This window comes from Pseudomonas sp. ICMP 460 (genome assembly GCF_002723595.1).
In the GTDB taxonomy this organism is placed as follows: Bacteria; Pseudomonadota; Gammaproteobacteria; order Pseudomonadales; family Pseudomonadaceae; genus Aquipseudomonas; species Aquipseudomonas kitaguniensis.
In genome coordinates this window covers 113,544-124,908 of record NZ_LKBR01000016.1, presented here as the reverse complement: position 1 = coordinate 124,908, position 11,365 = coordinate 113,544, and the positions used below count along the sequence as shown (strand labels likewise).

Genomic DNA, 11,365 nt, shown 5'->3' with positions numbered 1-11,365 from the left:
CCGAGCCTAAGCGAGGTGCCGAGTGGTGGGGCAAGAGCGTTTTGGTTACTTTTGCGCTGTTCAAAAGTGACCCGCTGTAAGAGCGGAACCAATACAAGCCATAACCTCAATAACGGATATGCACCCAAGACCAAAGTCACAAGCCTGAATAAATTTCAATCGCAAAAACACTAGGTTATTTGCAGTTTGATAGAAGGGAGCAAGCCCCCCCTCCCACAGTTTTATCGCATTTAGTCAGTTAGCCGATGGTCATCAGGCTGGCATTACCGCCCGCCGCAGCGGTGTTAACGCTCAAGGCACGCTCGATCACCAAGCGCTCCAGCGCAATCGCCGTCTCGCCTTGCGACAAGCCCTGCACGCCAACGATGGCCCCGCCACGCTGGGCCACTTGCTGGCACACCGCGCGCAGTTGGTCGGAGTCGCCGTGGTGCAAGACCGCGTCGAACAGCACATCGTCTTTGGTCCAGTCAGCCACGCGCTTGATCTTCGCCTGAATGTCTTTGGGCAGGCGTGGCAATACGGCTTTGGTCAGCTCGGTTTCCGGCCATACCGCCGAACCGCCTACCGCCAGCACCGCCGCCAGTTGCGTTAGCAGGTCGCCTTCCACGTCTGCGAGGCACAACACGTGCTCGCGCGGCAGGATCGCGTAACTGTTGCGCTCGCCGGTCGGGCCAGCCAGTTGGCGGGTGATACCGCTTTGCGACTGCGCGGCGAACTGGCTGCACAGGGCGCTCAGTTCGCTGAACTTATGGTTGTCGGCCCAGGCTCCAAGGGCGCTCAACGGTTGGCTCATGGCATCACGCAAGCGCACGTCCGGTGCGGCCAACTTGTCGGCACGTACGAAGGACTGTTCGATTGCATCTGTCGGGCGCGTCGACAGCAGACGGTACAGGTACAACGGGCCACCGGCTTTCGGGCCAGTGCCCGACAGGCCTTCGCCGCCGAATGGCTGCACGCCGACCACGGCGCCGACAATGTTGCGGTTGACGTAGACGTTACCGGCATTGACGTTGTCGATCACCTTGGCGATGGTCTCGTCGATACGCGTGTGCACGCCCAGGGTCAGGCCGTAGCCGGACGCGTTGATCTGCGCAATCAGTTGGTCGATCTCTTTGCGTTTGTAGCGCACCACGTGCAGCACCGGGCCGAAGATCTCCCGTTGCAGTTCGTCGAAGCTTTCCAGTTCGATCAAGGTAGGCGTTACAAAGGTGCCGCGCTTGATCTCGTCGCTGTCGGCAATCGCCACTTGGTACACCGTGCGGCCTTTGTCGCGCATGGCTTGAATGTGTTTCTCGATGCCGGCCTTGGCGTCGGCGTCGATCACCGGGCCGATGTCTACCGACAGGCGCTCCGGGTTGCCCAAGCGGCATTCGGCCATGGCGCCCTTGAGCATTTCGATTACACGGTCAGCCGAATCTTCCTGCAGGCACAGCACACGCAGTGCCGAGCAACGTTGACCGGCGCTGTCGAAGGCCGACGACACCACGTCGATGACCACTTGTTCGGTCAGCGCCGAAGAGTCGACGATCATCGCGTTTTGGCCACCGGTTTCGGCGATCAGCGGAATTGGACGGCCCTGAGCATCCAGACGACCGGCGACGCTGCGTTGCAGCAGGCGCGCCACCTCGGTGGAGCCGGTGAACATCACGCCTTTGACGCGATCATCGCCGACCAGTCGCGCACCGACAGTTTCGCCCTGGCCTGGCAGCAATTGCAGCACGCCTTCGGGAATACCCGCTTCGAGCAGGATGCGCACGGCTTGCGCGGCCACCAACGGCGTCTGTTCGGCAGGCTTGGCCAATACCGGGTTACCGGCGGCGAGTGCCGCGGCGACTTGGCCACTGAAGATCGCCAACGGGAAGTTCCACGGGCTGATACACACCACCGGGCCGAGTGGGCGGTGGGCGTCGTTGGTGAAATCGTTGCGCGCCTGTACGGCGTAATAACGCAGGAAGTCCACCGCTTCACGCACTTCGGCGATGGCGTTGGCGAAGGTCTTGCCGGCTTCGCGCGCCAGCAGGCCCATCAACGGTTGAATCTCGCTTTCCATCAAGTCGGCGGCACGTTCCAGGATCGCCGCGCGCTCGGCGGGCGGGGTGGCCTGCCAGATCGGGCCGGCGTTAATCGCGCACTGTAGAGCGTTGTCGACGTCTTCGACGCTTGCTTCCTGTACATGGCCAACCACATCACGCAGGTCGGACGGGTTCAGCACCGGGGCAGCCGGCTGGGTGCTGGACGCGCAGCCAAGCATCGGCGCGGCTTTCCAGTCGGTGTGCGCGGTGGCCAGCAACGCGCACGACAGCGACGCCAAGCGGTGTTCGTTGGCCATGTCGATACCGGCCGAGTTGGCGCGGTCGCTCCCGTAGAGGTCGCGCGGCAACGGGATGCGCGGGTGCGGCAGGCCGAAGCCGCCTTCGAGCGTGGCCATTTGCTCGATGCTGGCCACCGGGTCGGCCACCAGCTCTTGAATCGAGATGGACTGGTCGGCAATCCGGTTGACGAACGAGGTGTTGGCGCCGTTTTCCAGCAGGCGACGCACCAGGTAGGCCAGCAGTGTTTTGTGAGTGCCGACCGGCGCATACACGCGGCACGGACGGTTCAGCTTGCCATCGGCAACTTTGCCCACCACTTGCTCGTAGAGCGGTTCACCCATGCCGTGCAGGCACTGGAACTCGTACTGGCCGGGGTAATAATTCTGGCCGGCGATGTGGTAAATCGCCGACAGCGTGTGGGCGTTGTGCGTGGCAAATTGCGGGTAGATGGCTTCCGGCACCGACAGCAGTTTGCGTGCACAGGCGATGTAGGACACGTCGGTGTACACCTTGCGGGTGTACACGGGGTAGCCTTCCAGCCCTTCGACCTGGGCGCGCTTGATTTCGCTGTCCCAGTACGCGCCCTTAACCAGGCGGATCATCAGGCGGTGGCGGCTGCGGCGCGCGAGGTCGATGAGGTAGTCGATCACATACGGGCAACGTTTCAGGTACGCCTGGATCACGAAACCGATGCCGTTCCAGCCCGCCAGTTGCGGCTCAAAGCACAGGCGTTCGAGCAGGTCCAGCGACAGCTCCAGGCGGTCGGCTTCTTCGGCGTCGATGTTCAGGCCAATGTCGTATTGCTTGGCCAGCAGGGTCAGCGACAGCAGGCGCGGGTACAGCTCATCCATCACGCGTTCGTACTGGGCGCGGCTGTAACGCGGGTGCAGTGCCGAGAGCTTGATGGAAATGCCCGGGCCTTCATAAATCCCGCGGCCGTGCGAGGCTTTGCCGATGGAGTGAATGGCTTGCTCGTAGGAGGCCAGGTACTTTTGTGCATCGTGTTCGGTGAGTGCGGCTTCACCGAGCATGTCGTAGGAGTAGCGGAAGCCCTTGGCTTCGAACTTGCTCGCATTGGCCAGGGCTTCAGCGATGGTTTCGCCGGTCACGAACTGCTCGCCCATCAGGCGCATGGCCATGTCGACGCCCTTGCGGATCATCGGCTCGCCGCTTTTGCCAATAATGCGGCTCAGCGACGAGGTCAAACCGGCCTCGTTGTGCGTGGCCACCAGTTTGCCGGTCAGCAGCAAGCCCCACGTGGCGGCGTTGACGAACAGCGACGGGCTGTTGCCCAAGTGCGGCTGCCAGTTGCCGGTGCTGATCTTGTCGCGGATCAACGCGTCGCGGGTGCCCTTGTCCGGGATGCGCAGCAGCGCTTCGGCCAGGCACATCAGTGCCACGCCTTCCTGCGACGACAGGGAAAACTCTTGCAGCAGGCCCTGAACAATACCGGCACGGCCGCCGGCGCTCTTTTGGTTGCGCAGTTTTTCGGCAATCGAGGCGGCCAGCTTGTTAGTCGCTTCAGCCATCGGCTGCGGCAGGCGCGCTTGCTCGATCAGCATAGGCACCACTTCCGGCTCCGGGCGGCGGTAAGCGGCGGTAATCGAGGCGCGCAGTACCGATTGCGGCAGAATGCTCTCGGCAAATTCGAGGAAGCATTGGTGGGCGTGGTCGGGCTGTGTATCGCTCGCCTCTTCCGCGTCCTTGCTGCCCGAGCCATTGAGCTCGGTCAGGGTTGCACCACCCTCGAGTTTCTCCAGGTAATTGAAAATCGCCTGTTTGATCAGCCAATGCGGCGTGCGATCAATCGAGGTCGCGGCCGCCTTCAGGCGTTCGCGGGTTGGGTCGTCAAGTTTGACCCCAAGGGTGGTCGTTGCCATCTTTTTATCCTCATGGGTGCCACTACCGAGTGGCATCTGCTGGCGGCAAGATTAGCTTTGCGCATGCAGAGGTGCAACTGGGTGCAACCCTTTTTATTCATGAAATTTTCGACGGTAAACAGGAAAAATTTCGGCCCTGGATAAAATTCGCAACTGTTTGGTGCGTTTGCTTCTGAGTGCGGTTGTTCTTGCTCCGAAAAGGAGCAAAAATGCGTCGTTTGGTACAAAACACACTTAGGTGCAACTTATTCTCAAGAAACTGGTTGCACCTTATTTGCTTTGTTGAATAGCATTCGCGACAAAGGTGCAACCGCTTGAGCAGTTCGGTTCATCGGCTGGCGGCTTTCCTGGGGAAACGCCAGTCATAAATGCACGGCACGCCGCTTCGTCTACCCGGTTAACAACGGGTGGCCGTCGGGTAGACCGCTGCTACATAAAAACAAAGCCAGGGCGTCACTCTTATGAGCGTTAGTAATCCCACCCTGATCACGTTTGTGATCTACATCGCAGCAATGGTGCTGATCGGCTTCATGGCCTATCGCTCCACCAACAACCTTTCCGATTACATCCTCGGCGGTCGCAGCCTCGGCAGCGTGGTCACCGCCTTGTCAGCCGGTGCCTCGGACATGAGCGGCTGGTTGTTGATGGGCCTGCCCGGCGCAATCTACATGTCCGGCCTGTCGGAAAGCTGGATCGCCATCGGCCTGATCGTCGGTGCCTACCTGAACTGGTTGTTCGTGGCCGGCCGTCTGCGTGTACAGACCGAACACAACGGCGACGCCCTGACGCTGCCGGATTACTTCTCCAGCCGTTTCGAAGACAAAAGCGGCCTGCTGCGGATCATCTCTGCGGTGGTGATTCTGGTGTTCTTCACTATTTATTGCGCATCCGGCATCGTCGCCGGCGCGCGTCTGTTTGAAAGCACGTTCGGCATGTCCTACGAGACTGCGCTGTGGGCCGGTGCGGCAGCGACGATTGCCTACACCTTTGTGGGCGGTTTCCTGGCCGTAAGCTGGACCGACACCGTACAAGCCACGCTGATGATTTTTGCGCTGATTCTGACGCCGATCATCGTGCTGCTGGCCACCGGCGGCATCGACACTGCCTTCCTGGCCATCGAAGCGAAGAACCCCGACAACTTCAACATGCTGAAAAACACCAGCTTCATCGGCATCATCTCGCTGATGGGCTGGGGCTTGGGTTACTTCGGCCAGCCGCATATTCTGGCGCGCTTCATGGCCGCCGATTCGGTGAAGTCGATTGCCAAGGCTCGGCGCATTTCCATGACCTGGATGATCCTGTGCCTGGCCGGTACGGTGGCCGTGGGTTTCTTCGGTATCGCTTATTTCGCCGCGCACCCGGAAGTTGCGGGGCCTGTGAACGAGAACCACGAGCGTGTGTTCATTGAGCTGGCCAAGCTGCTGTTCAACCCCTGGATCGCGGGTGTGTTGTTGTCAGCCATCCTGGCTGCCGTGATGAGCACCCTGAGCTGCCAATTGCTGGTGTGCTCCAGCGCCCTGACCGAAGACTTTTACAAGACCTTCCTGCGCAAAAACGCCTCTCAGCTTGAGCTGGTCTGGGTCGGCCGCCTGATGGTGTTGCTGGTCGCGCTGATCGCCATCGCCATGGCCGCCAACCCGGAAAACCGCGTGCTCGGCCTGGTCAGCTACGCCTGGGCCGGTTTCGGTGCCGCGTTTGGTCCTGTGGTGCTGATCTCGGTGATCTGGAAAGGCATGACGCGCGACGGCGCACTGGCCGGCATCCTGATCGGCGCCATCACTGTGATCGTGTGGAAGCACTTCGAACTGTTCGGCTTGTACGAAATCATCCCGGGCTTCATCTTCGCCAGCCTGGCGATCTTCTTCGTGAGCAAGCTGGGCGCACCGACTGCGGGTATGGTCGAGCGCTTTGATGCGGCGGAAAAAGACTACAACCTCAACAAGTAATTCGTCGGGCGCCGAGTGCCCGCTGAGCTGAAAAAAAGGCCCGCGTCCTACGGATTGCGGGCCTTTTTTTGTGGGCTGCTCAGTCGGTATCCGGTTGATTAAGAAAAATCAGCACGCCCAGAATCGCCATGTAGAACTTGAATGCCGCTTCCTGGCCATTCCACTGATGGGATTGCCACATCAGAAACCATTCCCCGCCCACCACCATAAAACCAAAAAACCACACCCCGAAGCCCAGGACGAGGCCGGTGGTAGCGCGTGCTTTGGCGCGGTTAAAGTCAAGACCGCCAGCGTGCCGTGCGCGCCACAGCGACAGCGCGCCCCAAGCCAGCAACCCTGCAGTGAGCGCCTCTCCCAGGATAATCAGCACATAGGCGGCGTGCCACAGCCATGGCGTGGTGATTGAACGGTACAGGGCGGCGTTGCCGGGGAACGTGGTGTCCATGCTCAACACGTGTTTGACGAAGGCGAAGTTGGAGCCGTAGTCCGTGATGTTGTTGAACGCAACCAGCGTGGCGAAGGCCGCAAGGACCAAGGTCAGGATTATTTTTGCATAGCGTGTGGTCATGCTTTTTCCAGGTGTCCGTGGAGGTGAGTAGAGGCGCCTTAACGCTAGCACGCGCACGACTGCCGCTCGACTCGGCTGAACCAGGAATTCGGCAATCAAGGTGTAGGACTTTACTGATTTGCCAACGGCGCGCCCAGATCGGCAGGCAGCGGGTGCAGAATCGGCCGCCCAGCCTCGCAGAGAAACACCGGATGTTCGCTCCTGCTAATCAAAGTGCTTTTAACCTGACCCTCGACGGGCAACCCAGTGAGCTCAAAGTGTATGAGTTCACGGGTGACGAGTTCATTAGCCAGCCCTTTCGCTTTGACGTTGAACTGGTCAGCGAGCAACCCGATTTGGACCTGGACAGCCTGATTCACCGTCAGGCGTTTTTAGGGTTCGATACGCAGGGTCATGGCATTCACGGTCAGGTGTATCGGGTAGCGCAAGGCGATTCCGGCAAGCGCTTGACCCGCTACCAGATCACCTTGGTGCCGCAACTGGCCTATCTGCAACACAGCACTCATCAGCGCATCTTCCAGAAAAAAACAGTGCCACAGATCGTTGCGTTGGTGCTGCAAGCTCAGGGTATGCAGAGTGATGGTTTCACCTTTCAACTGAGCGGGGCATATCCCGAGCGTGAGTACTGTGTTCAGTTCGGCGAAACCGATCTGGCCTTCATTCAGCGTTTGTGTGTCGAGTCGGGCATGCACTATCACTTCCAGCACAGCCCCGAGCGTCATCTGTTGGTGTTTGGTGATGACCAGAGCGTGTTTGCTCAGCCTGAGCAAACCACTGCGTACGCCCCCGGCGCCGGGATGGTTGCCGACGTGCCTGCCATCAGCCGCTTTATGCTGCGGCTGGAAACCCGACCTACCGGTGTGAACCTGCGGGACTACGATTTCAAGAAGCCGCGCCTGGTGTTGGAAAGCGCGGTATCCGGCGAGCAGCTCCCCGCGTTAAATGAACAAGGCTACCCGGGGTATTTTTCCGATCGCGATCATGGCAAATACCTGGCGCAACGTGTGTTGGAGCGGCATCGCAGCGACTTTCGCCAGGCCCATGGTCATAGCGACCAGCCTGCCTTGGTCAGCGGGCAGTACCTGAAAATGGCCGGGCACCCGCGTCAGGAATGGAACGACTTATGGTTGATCACTCAGTTGCAGCATTCGGGGCGCCAGCCTCAAGTGCTGGAGGAGTCCACCCCTGACGCGTATGGCGATAAATTGACTCAGGGCTACAGCAACGCGTTTGTCGCAACGCCTTGGGATGTGCCGTTTCGGACGCCGCTTGTCATCTCGCGGCCGCACATATCGGGCTACCAGAATGCAGTCGTCACAGGGCCTGCCGACAGTGAGATTCATTGCGACGAATATGGGCGGGTCAAGGTGCAGATGGCTTGGGACCGCAGCGGGCAGCACAACGATGATTCCAGTTGCTGGTTACGCGTCGCCAGTGCCTGGGCGCATGACCGCTACGGTTCGGTACTGATTCCGCGAGTCGGCATGGAAGTGCTGGTGGGGTTCGTCAATGGCGACCTCGACATGCCGCTCGTGATGGGCTGCCTGCCCAACGCGGCGACACCCTTGCCGCTCGATCTGCCGGCGGACAAGACCCGCAGCATTTTGCGCAGTCACAGCAGCCCGGGTGGTGGTGGCTACAACGAATTGCGTATCGAAGACCGCAAGGGTGCCGAAGAAATCTACCTGCGTGCCCAGCGCGATTGGACCCAGCACGTGTTGCATGACCAGCAGGTGCAGGTGGATAACCTGCGCCGGGTGACGGTGGGCGGCGAGTCGCACCATGAGCTGCAAGGTGAAGAGCAACGCATCACCCATGGCAACCGACTGACCGAACTCAAGCAGGATGATCACTTGGTGGTCGGCGGTTCGCAGCAGATGCGCGCCGGTCGGACGATTCAGATCGGTGCCGGGCAAAGCGTGGTGATTGATGCGGGCGCGACCGTGACGATTCAGGCCGGTGGGCAGTCGATCACGCTGTCGGCGGGTGGGATTTTCAGCAGCGTGCCCATCCAGCTGGGCGGTGCGCCGGCACCCGCCGCAGCGCCCTTGATGCCAGGCGTAAAGGAAAAGCTGTTGGCGGTCATTCCCGCACCGTTAAGCCGGGTGCAAGTGGCCAGCCTGAAGCGCGCTGCGCCGTTCTGCGAAGAGTGTGAGCGCTGCAAGAACGGGCAGTGCGATGTCAGCGGCACGTCTGCCAATCCAACCTAAAAGGAATTTGTCTCGATGCAGTCCACCTTGTTTCCCGGCGCCTGGCTCGCACGCTACCCGTTGCAGCCCTATGAACAGATGTTTGTGCTGCTGAGCAGTGCCAGCGATGCCCAGCCGTTGGCCGCTTGGCAGGCCATGGCCGCTGGAACGCCGCCGCAGCCAATCTGGGCAGGCACGGCCTATGCCGCGTGGAGTGAAGTGATGCCCTGCGTCGGCGTCATCGAGCCCGGCAGTGCTTTTCTCGACTGGATAGCCACCACCGAGTCGACGGATTGGGGCTGGCTCGCAGTCTCCTCCAGCCCGCAGGCAGCGGTGATTGCGCACCTGCAAGGGTTGACCAAGGTGTATATGCCCGATGACCAAGAGGTGTTTTTGCGTTTCTGGGATGGCGCTCAGTGGCTGCCGATGTTACAGGCGCTGGGTGATGAGGCGGGCAAAGTGTTGCCGGTGTTCCAGCGGTATTTGATCAATGGTCAACCGCTGACGGTTGCGACTGGCCCGGTGACTGCCGCCAAAGCCAGCCCGTGGTGGCGGGTGCCTACCGCGTTATTAGCGCATATGGCAGAGCAATCCCCGCAGGTGCTGGTCGGCAACCTGCTGCAATGGCTCGAAGAACAGCGCCCCGACCTTTACACGGCCTTCACGGCGGCGACCTTGCAGCATAAGGTCAGCTACTTCGCACGCGGCGCGGATACCAGCCCTGCCGCACTGGCCGGCTACCTGGCCGGCGAGTTGAGTTGAGCCCGGCACCCGCGGCCATCAGCATTGCCCGACACGCAGCCCTGCACCTTTGCTCCGGTAGAAGGTAAACTTCGCCCCCTGCGCAGGAGCAACCATGAATTATCGTCACGCCTTTCACGCCGGCAACCATGCCGATGTCTTCAAACACCTGACTTTGACCCGCCTCATCGCCCTGATGTCGCGCAAGGAGCAGCCGTTCGCCTACCTCGACACTCACGCAGGCATTGGCCTGTATGACCTGCAGGGTGATCAGGCGAACCGCACCGGTGAATACCTCGAAGGCATCGCGCGCCTCTGGGGCGAGAACGACCTGCCGCCGCTGACCGCCGACTACCTGCGCGTGCTGCATGAGATGAACCCGGATGGCCAGTTGCGCTACTACCCGGGTTCGCCGGAACTGGCGCGCCGCCTCACGCGGCCGCAGGACCGTGTATTGCTCAATGAAAAACACCCGGAAGACGGTGTGCTGCTCAAGGACAATATGAAAGGCGACCGTCGCGTCAAAGTGCACTTGGGCGAGGGCTGGCATGTGCCGCGTGCCTTGCTGCCGGTGCCGGAAAAGCGCGCATTGATGCTGATTGACCCGCCGTTTGAAAAGCTCGACGAGATGCAACGCTGCGCGGCGTCGCTCAAGGAAGCCGTCAGCCGTATGCGCCAGACCGTGGCGGCTATCTGGTACCCGGTGAAAGACCAGCGCCTGCTGCGCCGTTTCTACCAGGACCTGGCTGGCACCGGTGCACCGAAGTTACTGCGCGTGGAATTGCTGGTGCATCCATTGGACACACCCAACACCCTGACCGGTTCGGGCCTGGCGATTGCCAACCCGCCGTGGGGTTTGGAGGAGGAGTTGCGTGAGTTGCTGCCGTGGCTGTCCAAAAAACTTGGCCAGACCCAAGGCGGGTGGCAGATGGATTGGCTCATTGCTGAATGAAAGCAGCGGCAAGTTTTAAGCGACAAGCGACAAGCTAAAAGCCGGGCGCAACACGTGCTGCTTGTAGCTTGTAGCTTGCCGCTTAAACCTCCGATGTTCAGATCGGGCAGGTCACGCCTGTGCCGCCAATCCCGCAGTACCCCTGCGGATTTTTCGCCAGGTATTGCTGGTGGTACGTTTCGGCGAAGAACACCGTCGGCGCCTCGGCGATTTCCGTGGTGATTTCGCCCAAGCCAGCCTTGCTCAATTGGGCTTGATAAGTCTCGGCGCTGGCCTGCGCCGCCGCCAGTTGCTCAGGCGTGGTGGCGTAGATCACCGAACGGTATTGGGTGCCGATGTCGTTGCCCTGGCGCATGCCCTGAGTCGGGTTGTGCAGTTCCCAGAACATCTTCAACAAGTCTTCGTATTTCACTTTGGCCTGGTCATACACGACCAGCACCACTTCGCTGTGGCCGGTCAGGCCCGAGCACACTTCTTCGTACGTCGGGTTCGGGGTAAAACCACCGGCGTAGCCGACCACGGTGCTGACCACGCCGTCGCGTTCCCAGAATTTGCGCTCTGCACCCCAGAAACACCCGAGGCCGAAAATCGCAAACCCGACGTCGTCGAGGAACGGGCCCAACAGCGGGTTGCCGTTGACGAAATGCGTCTCCGGCAGCGCCATTGGGGTTTCACGGCCAGGCAAAGCTTGTTCTTGAGTAGGCAACACGTTTTTGTTCACCAGAATTTCCGAGCGCAAGACCATGATCAGTCCTCTCAGTCAGATTGAGTAATGTA

At 60.5% G+C, this 11,365-nt stretch carries 7 protein-coding genes; 4 read left to right on the top strand and 3 right to left on the bottom strand.

The features are described from left to right. Window positions 1-238: 238 nt before the first annotated feature. The gene (gene putA, locus AO240_RS13865; protein WP_099236965.1) at window positions 239-4,192 is read right to left on the bottom strand and encodes a trifunctional transcriptional regulator/proline dehydrogenase/L-glutamate gamma-semialdehyde dehydrogenase; all 3,954 of its coding nucleotides are present in this window, start codon (window positions 4,190-4,192) and stop codon (window positions 239-241) included. A gap of 461 nt (window positions 4,193-4,653) precedes the next feature. On the opposite strand from putA, the gene putP reads away from it, so the two are divergent. Continuing rightward, complete coding sequence (gene putP, locus AO240_RS13860; protein ID WP_099236964.1) at window positions 4,654-6,138, top strand: sodium/proline symporter PutP; 1,485 nt, start codon at window positions 4,654-4,656, stop codon at window positions 6,136-6,138. 79 nt (window positions 6,139-6,217) lie between these two features. On the opposite strand, the gene AO240_RS13855 is transcribed toward putP, so the two are convergent. After that, entirely contained in the window at window positions 6,218-6,706 is a 489-nt protein-coding gene (locus AO240_RS13855; protein ID WP_099236963.1) for a DUF2165 family protein, read from the bottom strand. A gap of 191 nt (window positions 6,707-6,897) precedes the next feature. Here AO240_RS13855 and AO240_RS13850 point away from each other — a divergent pair, with 191 nt between their 5' ends. The 3 genes from AO240_RS13850 to AO240_RS13840 all read left to right on the top strand — a co-directional run bounded on the left by AO240_RS13850 (window position 6,898) and on the right by AO240_RS13840 (window position 10,588). Continuing rightward, entirely contained in the window at window positions 6,898-8,916 is a 2,019-nt protein-coding gene (locus tag AO240_RS13850) for a type VI secretion system tip protein VgrG (protein WP_099236962.1), read from the top strand. A 15-nt stretch (window positions 8,917-8,931) separates the two neighbouring features. Continuing rightward, entirely contained in the window at window positions 8,932-9,657 is a 726-nt protein-coding gene (locus AO240_RS13845; RefSeq protein WP_099236961.1) for a DUF4123 domain-containing protein, read from the top strand. Between the two features lie 94 nt (window positions 9,658-9,751). Further along, window positions 9,752-10,588: a 23S rRNA (adenine(2030)-N(6))-methyltransferase RlmJ gene (locus tag AO240_RS13840; RefSeq protein WP_058415602.1), complete on the top strand. Its 837-nt coding sequence runs from the start codon at window positions 9,752-9,754 to the stop codon at window positions 10,586-10,588. A 97-nt stretch (window positions 10,589-10,685) separates the two neighbouring features. On the opposite strand, the gene msrA is transcribed toward AO240_RS13840, so the two are convergent. Continuing rightward, window positions 10,686-11,333 carry a peptide-methionine (S)-S-oxide reductase MsrA gene (gene msrA / locus AO240_RS13835; RefSeq protein ID WP_099236960.1) on the bottom strand — a complete coding sequence of 216 codons (648 nt, stop codon included), beginning with the start codon at window positions 11,331-11,333 and terminating at the stop codon, window positions 10,686-10,688. Window positions 11,334-11,365 lie beyond the last annotated feature (32 nt).

Excerpts from the sequence above, each read along its gene's own strand:
- putP (WP_099236964.1), top strand. The coding sequence starts at position 4,654 with ATGAGCGTTAGTAATCCCACCCTGATCACGTTTGTGATCTACATCGCA.
- AO240_RS13845 (WP_099236961.1), top strand. The coding sequence starts at position 8,932 with ATGCAGTCCACCTTGTTTCCCGGCGCCTGGCTCGCACGCTACCCGTTG.
- putA (WP_099236965.1), bottom strand. The coding sequence starts at position 4,192 with ATGGCAACGACCACCCTTGGGGTCAAACTTGACGACCCAACCCGCGAA.
- AO240_RS13850 (WP_099236962.1), top strand. The coding sequence starts at position 6,898 with ATGTTCGCTCCTGCTAATCAAAGTGCTTTTAACCTGACCCTCGACGGG.
- msrA (WP_099236960.1), bottom strand. The coding sequence starts at position 11,333 with ATGGTCTTGCGCTCGGAAATTCTGGTGAACAAAAACGTGTTGCCTACT.
- AO240_RS13855 (WP_099236963.1), bottom strand. The coding sequence starts at position 6,706 with ATGACCACACGCTATGCAAAAATAATCCTGACCTTGGTCCTTGCGGCC.
- AO240_RS13840 (WP_058415602.1), top strand. The coding sequence starts at position 9,752 with ATGAATTATCGTCACGCCTTTCACGCCGGCAACCATGCCGATGTCTTC.